This window comes from Enterobacter cloacae complex sp. P38RS, from assembly GCF_014930775.1.
Classification (GTDB): Bacteria; Pseudomonadota; Gammaproteobacteria; order Enterobacterales; family Enterobacteriaceae; genus Enterobacter; species Enterobacter bugandensis.
In genome coordinates this window covers 113,170-128,269 of sequence record NZ_JADBRS010000006.1, presented here as the reverse complement: position 1 = coordinate 128,269, position 15,100 = coordinate 113,170, and the positions used below count along the sequence as shown (strand labels likewise).

Here is a 15,100-nt window from a genome sequence, read left to right as displayed (position 1 = left end):
ATGGGCTACCGTTCCGATAACCATGGACGCGGTCAGGCGCTGCACGGCGACAGAACAACCACCGGCGCAATATGCTGCACAACTCTGCCCAACTGCACCGAGCACGGTCGAGGCGTTATCCGCGTTGGCGATAAAACAACGGCATGCCCTAAATGCGGCAAGCAGGGCGTTGTTGCAGACGGTGAACCTCGCGTTAACTGGATGGGGCAAGCCTCAGCCGTCGATGGTTCTGTCGTTATTTGTGGCTGCCCGCACGGAACCAACCGAGTGATTGCCCCATCGGGAGAGTGGCTCGGCTTCGGTCCCTCTCCTGAACAGATCGCACAGGAAAAGCATCAGGCCATGCTCGCAGCGCGCCAAAAAGAGCAAGAGGCCGAAGCGCTGCGGCGAACAGAAGAACGCGATCGCAATCGGGTCTTTGCGAAATCCTGCCTGCGTGGTGAAGGCTGTAACGATGCAGGCACCGGAAGCGAGCCGCACACCAACTTCGCCGAGATGGCATTTTACCAGGCCATGCCCAACGACGCCCCGCAGCACGCTCAGGCGGCAAAGCGTAAGGCGATCCCAAAGCCGAAGCAACGCAGCGCGCTTTATCTTTGGTGGAATGGGCATCACGAGGAGATGGACTATCAGGCTGCCGTTGCGGACGAAGAAAGGGCCTGGATTGCACGGACCGCGATCGCCGATGCCAGCGAACTTGTTCTGGTTGGCGGGAGCACAATCACTCCTGGCACCTGGGCCGTGCGCGGCGCTGCACTTGGCGAGATAGCCACGGGAGGCCTTGGTGCCCCTGTCGCAGGGCTGCTGATAGGAATGTACCCCGGCAAGCTGAACGACGGCGAACAGGATTTTATCGACAGGATGCGCGCCGAACAGATGCGGGAAGCCCCTACCCGCGTTCGCTTCACCTGGGAGAACGACGCCAGCGGTAACCCGACACCGCGCGGCTGGCATACGCCGCCGGGCAAAGACAGCGTGCGCGTTCGCAGGATGGAGTGGGATAGCCAACGCCAGGCGTACACCTTTACCACCGAAGAAGACCCCGGTATCACCCTCATCTGGACACCGGACCGCACCGGAGACAGTAAGCCGTGGGATACGGGCAATCACAACCCGGTACGGATACCGAACCCGGTTGTGGTTGACCCGCTGCCGGAGGATACGGGGATTGGTGTGACGACCAGCCCGACACCGGAAGAGAGGACGTTTGCGGATTATATTCTGATTCTGCCGGTGGGCGGGGTGCCGCCGATTTATGTCTATAGTAATTCAGATCACAAATACCATTCACCTCCTAAAGGAAATCCTCCCTTATCTGCATTTCCTGATGCTAAGAAAGCTCAAGCGAAAACACCAATTAAGGGGGGAGGAAAACTTCGTACCCGTTGGAAGGATTCAAAAGGTAAAATTTACGAATGGGACTCTCAACACGGTACAGTTGAGGTCTATGATCGCTCAGGACGCAGTCACCTCGGTGAGTTTGATCCCACTACGGGTAAGCAAACTAAACCAGCAGATCCAACCAGAAAGGTAGAAAAATAATGATCGTTTACACAATTGATGCATACAGTAAAACGGATGAAAATTTGCTTTTCGAAATCGAAATACCGCATCAAAACCTCAATGATCTATGCATGATTATGGGAATGAATGCAGAAGATAGAAGCGATTTTTCGCATGGTATCGGCGTCTATAATATCAATGAGCATCAGGCACATCGTTTAGAAAGCCTTCTTGGGAAAAAATTTTATTCCGATGATTTAACTTTTCAGCTCTCTGGAGGGGAAATTTAACCTAACTTTAGAATCAATAATTTAAAAAAGAGGGCTACCATGGGTTTGAAGATTAGATTGCAATGGTATGATATGAGGACTGAACTAGGTGAAGGTAGAGAATTTTCGAAAGATTTCGGCGATAATGCGAAGATCATGACCAAAGGTTTTCATATGCCGACTAAGAACAATGTGAATAATGGTTTTTTTGATGTTGAAGCCGAATGGATCCCCGTTCTTCAGCCCCACTTCGTACATAAAATAACCCCCACTATTTATGACTATCAGGTTTCTTTCGACTATAGGGATAATTGGTGAGAGGCATTGCCCGATAATCTTATCGGGCACATTAAAAGATCTCATCTACGATTTAAAAATGGATAAAATTGAAGATTACACAGAAGAGCAATTTTTGGAATTTGTAAGAAAAATTTTTGATGTATCTGGTACCACTGAAGCTGAAGATATAAAAAACATCCTCGAATTCAAACGATTGACGCAGCACCCTGATGGTTCTGATCTTATTTACTATCCACGAGAAGGCAGAGAAGACACTCCCGAGGGCGTAGTCCAGGAAGTAAAGGAGTGGCGTAGCGCAAATGGCAAACCCGGTTTCAAGCCATAGCAAAGATAATCACGCTTTCTGAATCCGTACTCTACTTTACAACTTATCGAATAGTGGGTGACTGTTAAGCTCCGGATAGCCAATTGAAACTAACGAATACGGAATATTTTGTAAATGGAACCTACTCTCGCACAAGTAATTGAGGTCGTACGTGAGTCCTCTGGGATACATCGCAAACCTATCGATAGCAACACCTGGATTGAGGCCGATTTGCATATTTGCGGTATGGATGGCGAAGACCTACTGGAAGACTGCGAAGAAGCTTTTGGCGTTCAGCTTGCCACAGAAGAAGATGGCTACAGGAAAACGTTCTCTCTCGCGGAGAATGAGTATCTGTTTACGGGTGAAGGCATAGACTTTTTTGGCATCTGTCGATTTATCCGCTGGGTGCGTGGCATACCCGAACCTGTGATACGCGATTTAACCGTCGGCGAACTTCACGCTGTGCTGGTTAAGGCTGTGAAAGAACAGGTAAAGTACGAGTGATTTTTACTTAAAACGGGCATGGGATGACATGCCCGTATCGTTTTATTGCTCCAGGAATATGAGGCAGGAAGCCAGAACTACTCAGGCATCGCTTGCCCGATTCCCCGCTTCACAACGGGTATATCCCCGGTATCATTTAGCGCTCCCGGAAACGTCTTCAACCACTGCGCGACTTTCTGTTTATTTATATTCACCACACTCATCCCTTCCAGGCATCCCCATAATTCTCTTGTATGCTGGGGCGTAATCACAATACAGTCTTTCATAGCCCGGATTTTTACGGGCATGCCGTTGATAAAGCCCGCACGTTTTAACCAGTCGCCGCCCAGCAGGAGGTATTTCATGTCTATGCGTGCATACAGTTCGCAGCAGGCTGCACTGTCCTGCTGCGTTTCCGCGCGAGGGTGGACGGGTGCCGCGTTGGGCTGGTTGCCGTGCAGACGGCGGGCGCTGTTTTTGCGTACCAGCTCGCGGTTTTCAATCATGCCGGTGAAAGCGTCTGATTCTGTTTTGCAAACGGTAAACTCTGGCTTAAAATTCGTCGCAGCCATATACAACTCCTTACTAGTTGGTTGTGGTTAGCGGTATGGGGGTGTTGCAGCACCTTCATATCGCGAATTCTCTCTTTAAATATTCCTTGATACTTCCTTTGCCGTTCGGCGTAATTTCTGGTGCCTATTATACAGGGCTGAATATAAATACAGCGGTTTGGTGTAGGGGAAATTTGGAATTTGCGAGGGGGATTCAGGAAATAGAGTTCTATGCGGTAAGGTCATGTTTTTGTTGATTGCGGGTTGATTGGTCCGGGTTTTGCGAGCATCATCGCAATTATTTACCTTCTTTCGTAACGCGATGGCTTCCAGAAAAACTCTCGAACAGGCAATTGCCGACATCACCATCTGGCGCAAAGGCGAACAGCGTGCGCCGCATAAGCCTTTATTGCTTCTGTACGTGCTGGCGAAGTATCAGCAGGGGCATGCGCGATTGTTTGATTATGGAACCGAGGTACACGAGCAGCTGCTTAGCCTTTTAGAGCGCTTTGGCCCACAGCGGAAGGCGCATTACCCGAATATGCCCTTCTGGCGGCTTAAGGGGGATGGATTCTGGGATCTTCAGAACACTGAGTTCTGTTCGACCACCGGCAGTAAGCAACCGCCTGTTAAAGAACTTGTGGAACATAACGTCGCAGGTGGGTTTGATGAAGAACACTTTGCGCTGCTGAGTAAGAACAAAAAAATGATCGGCTCGCTGGCGCAGCAGATCCTTGAAGCGCACTTTCCTGAAAGCATTCAGGAGGAGATCGCGGATGAGATGGGTTTTGATATTCAGCAGATCCGTAAGGTTCGCGATCCGCTGTTCCGTCAGCAGGTGCTGCGTGCTTATAACTATGAATGTGCCATCTGCGGATTTAACATGCGGCATGATAACGCCTCCGTTGGACTTGAAGCCGCGCATATCAAGTGGAAGCAGTTTGGTGGACCGTGTGAGATCACGAACGGACTGGCGCTGTGTGCGATTCATCATAAGGCGTTTGATAAGGGGTCGATTGGGCTGGATGAAAGTATGCGGGTGCTCGTGTCTGAGGCGGTGAATGGGGGCGGAATTGTTGGGCAACTGTTCTGGGATTTTGCCGGGAAGCAGATCGCGCTACCTATGGAGAAGAGGAATTATCCTAGGGAAGGTTTTATTGAATGGCACAGAAAAGAAGTCTTTAGATTTATTTAATATCTATTTGAGATTATGACATACCTATATTCCACACATTAATTAATTTGGCACAACAAAAATATATAATTATATAATTTACCCCCCTACACATAATAAAGATAGAGCACTCAGATAAACACTCTAAAAATATAAAATCAAGTTCATGCAGTTTCTATCTTCAAATAATCATTAATATTTAACAAAGTATTTCTTTCAGAAAGATATTTTAGAAAATCATCATTAAGGTACTCACTATTCATTTCTCTAAGCAATGTTGTTTTGCTTAAAAAAGTTACGTGACTTTCTTCACATGATTTATTCCGGAGGACACAGCCTTTATCATTAATGATTAAAATATTGCTATCAAATAATCTATGATGGTTTTCGCATAACCATAAACCATTATCACCGTGTGTTGCATGATATATCTTATCCTCGTCACTAAGGCCTGTTTTTTTTATTTCAGAAACAGGCCAAATATGGGCACCCTGGATAATTTGCGGGATATCACAATCACACATAGCACATTTCTTTGGACCAAGTTTATCTAATAAATTATATATGTAAACCTTAGAACGCAAACTATCATTTTTCGTAAATTCTTCTTTTTCTAAAGTATTACTATTTATTATTGTTTTTATTTTTACAATACTTGAAATTATTTCTAAGTCTTTTTGTGGTAGTGTTCTAAGATTACCCTCCGAAATTTGAATAAGCTCCAGAGGGGATGCAGTAACATAGGCTATAGCTAAACATAAAAGAACAGACTCTTTTTTATTTGCACCATAAGTCTTGGCAAAAACTTGTGTAATATTATGCTCATTAATGGTTACAAATGATGAATTATTAGACTTGTTTTTAGACCTAATGGATTCTTTAGCAAGGATTAAATCCTGTACAGAATTAAATGCGGTGGGATGTATACCAATTTTATCTCCATTTATAAATTTGAATTTACATGTAGCCATTAACCTGTACATAAATTGATGATACTTGGTATTAATTCCTTTTCCCGATTCGATTATAAAATAATTTATTGTTTTATTCGCATTTTCATCTCGTATAAATTCACCTAAAGCAGTAGGTACGCTTTGAAAAGATGAATTTCTACCATCAGCTGTAATTGGTGATATAGTTATATAGTGGACATAATCTTTATAATATAGTTTCGCCAACCTACCTTTATTATAACGTTCGGAAATAAAAATCACTTCAAAATCTGTCTTTCCGGTAAGAGAGAAACATATTTCGTTTAAAATATAATTAGAAAATGTTGAGGAAAAATCCTCAACACCTTTTTGAGAATTACTGTAAATTTCGAATGTCGGAGTTTTCATAATTGTATATGATAACCTCTTTTCTTTTTTTTCCTGGAATAATTGGAAGTTCTACTACAGAATAACCTTTACTAGTTATTTCTTTATAAACTTCCTTGTTAAAATGTTCTCCGTGCTCGAGAACATAGGACAACATAAAATTGCAATTTTTCTTATCTAGAAGATCGCAAAATTCAATTAAACTTGATTCTATAGATAAATCCCAGCCTTTGAAACCTCTCTTACCATCATTATAGCTACCAACAGTAAATCTATATGGAGGATCCATATAGAAAAAACAGTTCGACATAGGCTTTTCGATTAATTTTTCAAAACTAACATTATGAAAAGAAATGTTTTTTTCCTTGACAACTCTTGAAAAAGATATGAATTTCTCTAAAACCCTGTCATTAAACCACCGCATACCGCACGGATTATTAAAATCATGCGCACTGTTAAATCTTATCTGTTGTTGAAAGCCATACATGATCAAAGAGAACAGTAGCCTAGGATCTCGTTTATCATGTGGTAAAGCATTATACTTATCTCTTAAAGCATGGTACGCTTCCTTTCCTTCAGGAACCAATTCAAATTTTTTAATAATTTTCTTCACATAATTGATGTATTCGTAAGTGTCAATTCTTCTAAACGAAGAAATCAATTCTACAACATAATTATTAATATCATTGTAGATAATATAATCAGATTTGGCATTTATACCGATATTGAATCCACCACCAAAAACATCGTAAAAATATTGGTAATTATTCGGGATGTATTTAAATATATCACCAACATGTTTTGATTTACTGCCAATATAATTTAACGGCGACTCATAATAAACATCATCAGAATTTTTCTTTTCAACATAGAAAAGATATTCAATGTGATTTTTCTTCCCACTAGACTTATGATTGTTATATTTTTTATAATTTATTTCTTTTAAAGTATATGTTTCTTTTTTACCATAGCGAAGCAATACAGATTCAATAAACCTCTTAGACATAAAGCCATCAATACTATAACTGAAAAGAATATGCTTAGCTTTTGTTTTTGATATTATTCTATCAAATAATATATGGGCTTTAAAATCCTTCGACCAATCTGAACGCATTGGTCCCGTTGGGCGAGAGCCAGTTATTTTACTAATTGAAGGATTATCATCTAAAACAAGTGTTTCTAATAAATGATATTGAGTGCCATATTGATTTTGAGTATAAGGAGGATCAATGTAAATTACATCACAATAGACATCTTCAATAATATTTTCAATTTTATCATTATAACAACGGAGATTCTGACACTCAGATGAAGCATCTTTGATAGGTATTAAATTTATTTTTTTTAATGCTCGAGAATCCCATTTTTTTAAAAATGCTCCGTATACACCCGCAGTATTAGAAACTTTTGAAATCGCTTCGATTAAACAATGCATTAGGTAATTATATTCATGCTGTTTTATCAAGTTATCTTTGAGCCATTTTTTTATAGTGGTCTTTATATAATCAATACGACCTGCATTTTCAGGAGTGAAATACATTCTTTCTGAATAAGCAGGAGAATAATTTTTATAAAAGAAGCCTTCTAATATATTGTCATCATATGCAAAAAAGTCGAAAGGATCGAATCCTAAAGAATTAAAATTACAGGCATTATAATTAATTCTACCGGCAGAATTAATTACGCACCATTTTAAATTATCATTAATAACGATCTCCTTAAAAGAAGATTTGAAATAATTAGCTACAGATCCAGTACCACAAAAAGCATCAAAAAACACATTATTTGTGCTTAACAAGCCTTTTTCTTCCATTAATTTTTTTATTTCAGGAAGAATTAAATCTTTATTTCCTAAGTATCTCAATTACTTTCCCCAATACTTTTCCACTTACTCTTATTATAACTGATCTAAAATCGATTTTGAAGTATATAAGTAATAATTTATTGGAATACTACATACTTCACGAGGCATTAGTAATAAAAATTAAATTATATAAAAACTCATTATAGAATATGAAATAAAATGTGTAATAAAAAGGATTGTCAAGTTTAACACAGACTAACGTTACTATGAATCCATGATATTAAAAATTTAGAAATCATCTCTTAAACCCATTACCCTGAATGAAAATATACTCTAAAGGGCTTAGATAAATAGAATATTTTTAGAGGAATAACTTATTGACTTTTAAGGAAATTTTGGTGCCGAAGGCCGGACTCGAACCGGCACGTATTTCTACGGTTGATTTTGAATCAACTGCGTCTACCGATTTCGCCACTTCGGCACTGAAGGGGATGCGGAAACGTTGTGGATTATACCTGTCGCGCGCCGCCATGCAAGCGACGACGCGCTAAACCCGCGCTAAGTGCCCAAAAAACCAGCGCCCTTTGTCACTCCAGCTCAGACACCGCCAGCCTAATCACTCTCGCCGCCTTCTGCTCCGGCAGCGCCAGCACCTTCGCCCACATCGCCTGCACCATATCGCAGGAGAGCTTCTCTTTGCCCGCCGCCTTCTCCGGCATCTGCAACAGCTGGATGTCCTCGCCGTACTTATCGGCAAGTTCCTTCATAATCGGCCGCACGTCCTCGACAGCCGCCTCGCGTTCGGCCTGGGTCACGGTGTGGCGGTTTTTGCCGTAGGCCGCGCGCATCATGTCCGCGTCGGCCTGCATGCGCCGCGTCATCAGGTCTTTATCAAGCATGCGCATCGGGTTCACGCCGCCCTTCACCGTCGGGTAGAGGAAGCGGAAGCAGGCGTCGTCGCTCACCTTCTGGATGGCGGCGGTTTGCTCCATGTTGATGGTCATGTAGTTCACCACGTTGGCGTCCGGGGCGTTTTGCAGGCGCGTCATCTGCAAATGCAGGATCTGCGGCTGGATGGTGTCGATAATGTGCTGCTCCGGCTCGCCGGCCTTTTGCAGGGCGGCCATCTGGTCGAGGATGCGCTGATGCAGCACAGGCTCCTGCTCCTTGATCACCTGCCAGGCGGGCATCGCGTGGAGGGCGGTATCATTTTGCGCTTCCGGAGCGCGCTGCCTGTCGAAGAAGACCCAGAACGCCACGGCGGCAGCCGCGACAATAACAATGACCGTACTGATCCACGTTTTTTTCATCTCGCATCCTTATCCTTGCGTTATGCCGGTTTACACCGGCACGCCGCTGTGGAAGCGAAACTCGTTGTCCGGTGTCGAGATAAGTGTGGCTTCAATTTCGCCAAAATGCTGTATGCGCGGTGAGATATCGTCGTCGCTTACCTGCTGGGCCAGCGTCAGGTAGTCCTGGTAGTGGCGCGCTTCCGAGCGCAGCAGCGAGAGATAGAACTTCTGCAAATCATCGTCGAGGAACGGGGCCAGCGCGGCGAAGCGTTCGCAGGAGCGGGCTTCGATGTAGGCGCCGCAGATGAGCTTGTCGATCAGCGTCAGCGGTTCGTGAGTGCGCACTTCCTTCAGCATCCCTTTGGCGTAGCGGCTGGCGGTGATTTTGACGTACGGAATGTCGCGGGCCAGCATCGCCTCGCGCACCTGCCAGAAGTGGTGCAGCTCCTCTTTAATCAGCAGCACCATGCTGTCGATGAGCGCCTGGCCCCACGGGTCGTCGGTTTTGGGCATTACGCTTTTGCCAATCTGCCTGTGCAGGGCGATGAAGTCCGGCTCCGGGCCGTCGCGAAAGGTGAACTGTTCGTAGGGTTTGAGCCAGTCGAGCAGCGCGTCGGCACCGCTTTCGTCGGCGACGTATTTACGCACGAGTAATAACGCGGTCTGGGCGGCCTTGAGCTCGCACACCATGTGGTCGGTGAGCAGCAGCGGCAGGTTTACCGGGTCGCGGGCTTTATCAATCCATGCTTGCGGGGTCGGGCACTGGAGGAAGTTGAGTACGGGGGCGAGTATCTGCGGGTAATCCATGGTTCTGCCTTGAAAAAAGCGGTGGCGCGCGCCACCGCCTGAATCACTTAGTGACGCACGCCGTCGTCGTCTTCGTCGACGTAATCTTCGTCGTCGCCTTCTTCGCCGTCTTCACCGTTCGGATCTTCGAAGTAGGTTCCCCAGCCGTCGTATTCCACCTCAAACTTCTCGGCCAGGTTCATCAGCTGTTCTACCTGCGCGTCGATCAGCTCCGCCTTCAGCGCGCCTTCGCTCAGGATGTCGCAGCAGATGACGGTGTCGCCCTCTTCCACTTCCAGCTCTTCCGGCTCGGTCACTTCGTAACCCAGCTTGAAGGCTTCCACGGCCATTTTTTCCAGCGCGTCGAAATCATCCGCAGAGAAATGGTGCTCGATGGTGTACAGCGCGTCCGGATCGCTACCGTCTTCCAGCAGCTCTTCAATAATCAGACGCGTCTCTTCGCGTTGCTCTTCCAGTAATTCCGGGTTTGCCATGGCTCAATCCTCTTTAAAGTGCGGCAGATACTTCTATTTTCACACACGGACGGGTTTGCCTCCACCTTTGTTGGAAAGATTTGTGAAACGGGGTTGCAAATGAATAATTACACATATAAAGTGAATTTTAATTCAATAAGTGGCGTTCGCCATGTGAGGATAAAATGTCTGATCTGTACAAGAAACACTTTCTGAAATTGCTCGACTTTACCCCTGCACAGTTCACTTCTCTGCTGACCCTTGCCGCACAGCTCAAGGCCGATAAAAAAAAGGGCAAGGAAGTACAGAAGCTTACCGGTAAGAACATCGCGCTCATCTTCGAAAAAGACTCGACCCGTACACGTTGCTCTTTCGAAGTTGCCGCATTTGACCAGGGCGCGCGCGTTACCTATTTAGGGCCGAGCGGCAGCCAGATTGGGCATAAAGAGTCAATTAAGGACACCGCACGGGTTCTCGGGCGGATGTACGACGGCATTCAGTATCGCGGCCACGGCCAGGAAGTCGTCGAAACGCTGGCGCAGTATGCGGGCGTGCCAGTGTGGAACGGGCTGACTAACGAGTTTCACCCGACGCAGCTGCTGGCGGACCTGCTGACCATGCAGGAGCACCTGCCGGGGAAGGCGTTTAACGAGATGACGCTGGTCTACGCGGGCGACGCGCGCAACAACATGGGCAACTCGATGCTGGAAGCGGCGGCGCTGACCGGGCTGGATCTGCGCCTGGTGGCCCCGAAAGCCTGCTGGCCGGAAGAGAGCCTGGTGGCGGAGTGCAGCGCGCTGGCGGAGAAGCACGGCGGCAAAATCACCCTGACGGAAGACGTGGCGGCGGGCGTGAAGGGCGCGGACTTTATCTATACCGACGTCTGGGTGTCGATGGGCGAAGCCAAAGAGAAGTGGGCGGAGCGGATTGCGCTGCTGCGGGGGTATCAGGTGAACGCGCAGATGATGGCGCTGACCGGCAACCCGAACGTGAAGTTCCTGCACTGTCTGCCCGCGTTCCATGACGACCAGACCTCGCTCGGCAAGCAGATGGCGAAGGAGTTCGATCTGCACGGCGGGATGGAGGTGACGGACGAGGTGTTTGAGTCGGCGGCGAGCATCGTATTCGACCAGGCTGAAAACCGGATGCATACGATTAAGGCGGTGATGGTGGCGACGCTTGGGGAGTGATTCAGTCCTCTGCGCGCTGGTGCCCTCACCCCGGCCCTCTCCCACAGGGAGAGGGAGAAAACACTAAAAACGACAACAGCGTTATGGTCTGGCAGAAAAATATTTTTAATGCCGCTTTCTCAGATAGACATTAACCATAATAAGTATTTATGTTTTTATTAACCATTATTTATTGAGTAGATAATGGTTAATATCAGGTCATTATCAATTACAAAACACCGTATATTATCGGCGTAACATTCCTTATTGCTGCATTTCGTTAATAAAGATTATTCATGTCATGGAATAAGCATGAAGCTGTGTCGTATGCCCGCAGCCACGCACTAACCCATACTGGACACTATTGCGCTCGCGCAATCGCCGCCGCCATTCGAGCCGGAGGGCTTAAAATCGAAGGGGCAAACGCTAAGGATTTCTGGCGTTCTCTTGAAAAAGCAGGGTTCACAAAAGTCGATGGCACTCCCATAGAGGGGGATATCGCGGTGATTGATGCCTTGCCCGGCCCGAATCAGTACGGGCATGTCTGTATTTACGATGGCGCTGGAACCTGGTATTCAGATTTTAAACAGAGAACAATGTACCCGGGGCCAACGTATCGCCAACTCCAGCCAGCCGTCACCTTATACAGGCATTATTAATATGAATAAGCTCATCTTAATTGTATTATTCAGCACAGCAGCATTGGGGGCCGAAGATTTTCAGATACCGATGCAGCGCGCCCTTGAATTCAATCGCTGGTACGTCAAACAGGTGAACAACGATCATTATCCTATCCAGGAGGGAAATGAAATCGATAAGTTCGTTACGGCCAGTACCATGAAAAAATTACGTCATGCAGACGATCCCCGTTATGCCGATGCTGAATTTTACGAGGCTGATTTTTTTATGAAATCGCAGTATATCGGCGAGGACTGGGCTGAGAATGTGGCTATTGATTCGTATGATTCAGACCCGGTCTGTGTAAACGTGAATATCACGTTCGGCAAAAAGACCCAGCACACAGTTATTGATTGCATGGTTAAAGAAGATGGGATCTGGAAAATTCAGTCTGTCGCTGCACGGGATAATAATTGATTCCCCCGCTAACAATAATGTAGCCGGGTGGCGCTGCGCTTACCCGGCCTACAAAACCCGTAGGCCCGTGCAAGCGTAGCGCCGCCGGGCAAATCAGGCTACGATGCGGCCTGATGCCATTTCTCCCACAACCCGCTCTACTCAATTGATTTTTCACCCCGAAAAAGGTACGTTTTCGCCTTCATTCCAGCGTGGACATGCCAGCATTATGCCGATTATTCAGTCTGTTGAACGTGCGTTGCAGATCCTCGACCTGTTCAACGAGCAGGCCACCGAGCTTAAGATCACCGACATCAGCAAACTGATGGGGCTGAGCAAGAGCACCCTCCACTCGCTGCTGAAAACCCTCCAGCTTCACGGCTATATCGATCAGAATCCGGAGAACGGCAAATATCGCCTCGGCATGAAGCTGGTCGAGCGCGGCCATTTTGTCGTGGGCTCCATCGATATTCGCCAGAAGGCGAAAGGCTGGCTGACAGAGCTGTCACAGCGTACCGGGCAGACCACCCATCTGGGGATCCTGGACGGGCGTGAAGGGGTCTATATCGAGAAGATTGAAGGCAAGCTCGCCGCCATCGCCTATTCGCGCATCGGCCGCCGCCTGCCGGTTCACGCCACCGCCATCGGCAAGGTGTTGATTGCCTGGCTGGGCGAGGCCGAGCTGAACGCCCTGCTGGAGGGCTATCACTACACCACCTTTACTCCCGCGACCCTCGCCTCTCGTGAAGCCTTAATGAACGCCCTGGCGCAGACCCGCGAGCAGGGCTATGCCCTGGACAGCGAAGAGAACGAGCAGGGCGTGCGCTGCGTGGCGGTGCCGGTGTGGAACCATGAATCCCGCGTCATTGCCGCCCTGAGCCTGTCGACGCTCACCTCCCGCGTGGATGACGCCGAGCTGGCCCGCTTCCGCGAGGAGCTTCAGCAGGCCGGGCTCGAGCTGTCACGCGCGCTGGGCTATACCGGCTCGTAGGTGAAGTAGTCGAAGTCCGCGTGACAGCCGTCACCGCTGATGTCCTCGCAGTGCAGCCCCACAAACGCGCCGGTAAAGAAGCCGCGCCCTCCGATGTAATCGTCTGACAGCTTCCACGCTTCATAGGTCACCGGCACGGCGTGCCACGTCTCGCCGTCGAAGGAGTAGCTGTAGCGGTAGACTAGCGTATCCACGTCCACCCGCAGCCAGACGCTCTCCGCATGTTCCGGCACCGGAATGGGCTGCTCGTGCAGCGGCCACGACGGCACGTTGTGGTCGAGCTGGATCACCTTGATGGTTCTCCCCTGACCCTCCTCGTAATCCATAAAGCAGTAGCTCCAGTTTTTGCTGTTGTAGTAGCAGGTCAGCCCGGCGCTCTGCTGGAAGTGGATCGGCGAGAACTGCATCCGCGTCTCGGCACGGAAGGTGAAGTGCTGCCAGCGGCGCGCCACGGTCGATTGGGTGAAGGTCGAGTTGAGCGAGTCGTTGCCGTAGAGCCGTAAGAAGCCCGGGCGCGCGGTGAGCGAGCCGAGGGTGTCGTCGAACGGAATGCGCAGGGTCTGCAGTTCCGGGTCAAGCGTGCTGCCGTCGAAATCCTCCCGCCAGTTACCCTGAGCGGCTGCGGGCTGCTCCGCCACCTGTGGGCGGGGCACGGTCAGCTGCGCGTGCTTGCCGCCTTCCACGTACGGCCAGCCGTCGCGCCACGCAATACGGGCGATGCCGGTCTCGCGCCCCAGCGGGCAGTAGCCGCGCCCGCCGGAGGCCAGCAGCGGCACGCCGGGCAGGCGCAGCGGGCGGCTGGTGAGGTAGGCCATATACCATTCTCCCGTATGGGTTTGCAGCAGCGAGCCGTGGCCGCTCTTCTGCAGCGGGTTCTCCGGCAGGTGCCAACTGGTCATCATCGTTACGTCCGGGTGCAGCTCGTAGGGCCCGTCGATATTTTTGGAACGCAGTACCACGACCGCGTGCTCGTAGCTGGTGCCGCCCTCGGCAACCATCAGGTAGTACCAGCCCGCGTGGCGATAAAGATGTGCTCCTTCGGTGTAGCAGAGCGGCGTGCCGGTAAACAGGGTTTTGCGCTCGGGCGAGAGCGTGCCGGTCTGCGGGTCAAACTCCTGCATCACGATGGTGTTGTGCGGGTTGCTATGGTGGCGCGGCCCCCACGGGCGGTAGAGGTAGTACTTGCGGCCATCGTCGTCGTGGAACAGGGACGGGTCAAACCCGCCGTTGCCCATCGGGATCGGCTCGCTCCACGGCCCTTCGATGGACGGCGCGGTAACGAGGAAGTTGCGGCCATTTTTCCACGGTGAGTCGACAATCTTCACGTCGGTATAGAGCAGCCAGAACTTGCCGTCTGCGTAGCTCAGGCAAGGCGCCCAGATGCCGCCGGAGTCCGGGTTGCCCTTCATGTCCAGCATCGACACGCGGTCCAGTGGCGTGCTGACCAGCGACCAGTTTTTCAGGTCGCGGGAGTGGTAGATGCGCACGCCCGGGAACCACTCGAAGGTCGAGGTGGCGATGTAGTAGTCCTCGCCCTGACGGCAGAGAGACGGGTCCGGGTTGAAGCCGGTCAGGATCGGGTTAGTAATTTCCATGTTGCCTCCG

17 protein-coding genes and 1 tRNA gene are annotated in these 15,100 nt (G+C 48.8%); 10 read left to right on the top strand and 8 right to left on the bottom strand.

The features are described from left to right. The 5 genes from IM303_RS10605 to IM303_RS10585 all read left to right on the top strand — a co-directional run bounded on the left by IM303_RS10605 (nt 1) and on the right by IM303_RS10585 (nt 2,883). Nucleotides 1-1,542, top strand: a complete 1,542-nt coding sequence (locus IM303_RS10605; RefSeq protein ID WP_065420201.1) for a colicin E3/pyocin S6 family cytotoxin — start codon at nt 1-3, stop codon at nt 1,540-1,542. Continuing rightward, nucleotides 1,542-1,793 (top strand): hypothetical protein, encoded by a 252-nt coding sequence (locus tag IM303_RS10600; protein ID WP_045259569.1) that lies wholly within the window; start codon nt 1,542-1,544, stop codon nt 1,791-1,793. Before IM303_RS10605 ends, IM303_RS10600 begins: the two co-directional genes overlap by 1 nt. 39 nt (nt 1,794-1,832) lie before the next feature. Next, complete coding sequence (locus tag IM303_RS10595; RefSeq protein WP_075206614.1) at nt 1,833-2,090, top strand: colicin E3-like toxin immunity protein; 258 nt, start codon at nt 1,833-1,835, stop codon at nt 2,088-2,090. A gap of 58 nt (nt 2,091-2,148) precedes the next feature. Further along, the gene (locus IM303_RS10590) at nt 2,149-2,397 is read left to right on the top strand and encodes a bacteriocin immunity protein (RefSeq protein WP_045259639.1); all 249 of its coding nucleotides are present in this window, start codon (nt 2,149-2,151) and stop codon (nt 2,395-2,397) included. Nucleotides 2,398-2,511: 114 nt separating this feature from the next. Next, nucleotides 2,512-2,883, top strand: coding sequence for a hypothetical protein (locus IM303_RS10585; protein WP_192986745.1), 372 nt, complete (start codon nt 2,512-2,514; stop codon nt 2,881-2,883). Nucleotides 2,884-2,960: 77 nt separating this feature from the next. Here the strand turns inward: IM303_RS10585 and IM303_RS10580 are convergent, their stop codons facing one another. Continuing rightward, nucleotides 2,961-3,434: a SymE family type I addiction module toxin gene (locus tag IM303_RS10580; RefSeq protein WP_075206615.1), complete on the bottom strand. Its 474-nt coding sequence runs from the start codon at nt 3,432-3,434 to the stop codon at nt 2,961-2,963. A gap of 301 nt (nt 3,435-3,735) precedes the next feature. On the opposite strand from IM303_RS10580, the gene IM303_RS10575 reads away from it, so the two are divergent. After that, complete coding sequence (locus tag IM303_RS10575; protein WP_193359892.1) at nt 3,736-4,608, top strand: phosphorothioated DNA-binding restriction endonuclease; 873 nt, start codon at nt 3,736-3,738, stop codon at nt 4,606-4,608. Between the two features lie 143 nt (nt 4,609-4,751). On the opposite strand, the gene IM303_RS10570 is transcribed toward IM303_RS10575, so the two are convergent. The 6 genes from IM303_RS10570 to rraB form a co-directional block, all read right to left on the bottom strand. Further along, a complete protein-coding gene (locus IM303_RS10570; protein ID WP_193359891.1) occupies nt 4,752-5,927 on the bottom strand; it encodes an HNH endonuclease signature motif containing protein in 1,176 nt (391 codons plus the stop codon). Next, nucleotides 5,896-7,770: a DNA adenine methylase gene (locus tag IM303_RS10565; protein WP_193359890.1), complete on the bottom strand. Its 1,875-nt coding sequence runs from the start codon at nt 7,768-7,770 to the stop codon at nt 5,896-5,898. The genes IM303_RS10570 and IM303_RS10565 overlap by 32 nt, the downstream gene beginning before the upstream one ends. A gap of 336 nt (nt 7,771-8,106) precedes the next feature. After that, a tRNA-Leu gene (locus tag IM303_RS10560) sits at nt 8,107-8,191 on the bottom strand. 106 nt (nt 8,192-8,297) lie between these two features. Next, entirely contained in the window at nt 8,298-9,020 is a 723-nt protein-coding gene (locus IM303_RS10555) for a topoisomerase II (RefSeq protein WP_193359889.1), read from the bottom strand. A gap of 30 nt (nt 9,021-9,050) precedes the next feature. Next, on the bottom strand, nt 9,051-9,809 hold the full coding sequence (gene miaE, locus IM303_RS10550) for a tRNA isopentenyl-2-thiomethyl-A-37 hydroxylase MiaE (protein WP_193359888.1): 759 nt from the start codon (nt 9,807-9,809) through the stop codon (nt 9,051-9,053). 47 nt (nt 9,810-9,856) lie between these two features. Beyond that, nucleotides 9,857-10,282, bottom strand: coding sequence for a ribonuclease E inhibitor RraB (gene rraB, locus IM303_RS10545; protein ID WP_003862940.1), 426 nt, complete (start codon nt 10,280-10,282; stop codon nt 9,857-9,859). 99 nt (nt 10,283-10,381) lie between these two features. On the opposite strand from rraB, the gene IM303_RS22250 reads away from it, so the two are divergent. From IM303_RS22250 to xynR, 4 genes are all read left to right on the top strand, one after another. Continuing rightward, nucleotides 10,382-10,477, top strand: coding sequence for a hypothetical protein (locus IM303_RS22250; RefSeq protein ID WP_213014347.1), 96 nt, complete (start codon nt 10,382-10,384; stop codon nt 10,475-10,477). Continuing rightward, nucleotides 10,447-11,451 carry an ornithine carbamoyltransferase gene (argF, locus tag IM303_RS10540; RefSeq protein WP_193052588.1) on the top strand — a complete coding sequence of 335 codons (1,005 nt, stop codon included), beginning with the start codon at nt 10,447-10,449 and terminating at the stop codon, nt 11,449-11,451. The genes IM303_RS22250 and argF overlap by 31 nt, the downstream gene beginning before the upstream one ends. A gap of 519 nt (nt 11,452-11,970) precedes the next feature. Then, nucleotides 11,971-12,525 carry a DUF3828 domain-containing protein gene (locus IM303_RS10535; protein ID WP_226859537.1) on the top strand — a complete coding sequence of 185 codons (555 nt, stop codon included), beginning with the start codon at nt 11,971-11,973 and terminating at the stop codon, nt 12,523-12,525. A 208-nt stretch (nt 12,526-12,733) separates the two neighbouring features. Next, on the top strand, nt 12,734-13,495 hold the full coding sequence (xynR, locus tag IM303_RS10530) for a DNA-binding transcriptional repressor XynR (RefSeq protein WP_048998901.1): 762 nt from the start codon (nt 12,734-12,736) through the stop codon (nt 13,493-13,495). Here xynR and IM303_RS10525 read toward each other — a convergent pair. Continuing rightward, nucleotides 13,480-15,090, bottom strand: coding sequence for a glycoside hydrolase family 43 protein (locus IM303_RS10525; RefSeq protein ID WP_193359887.1), 1,611 nt, complete (start codon nt 15,088-15,090; stop codon nt 13,480-13,482). The two genes, xynR and IM303_RS10525, sit on opposite strands and share 16 nt — an antisense overlap. Between the last annotated feature and the right edge of the window lie 10 nt (nt 15,091-15,100).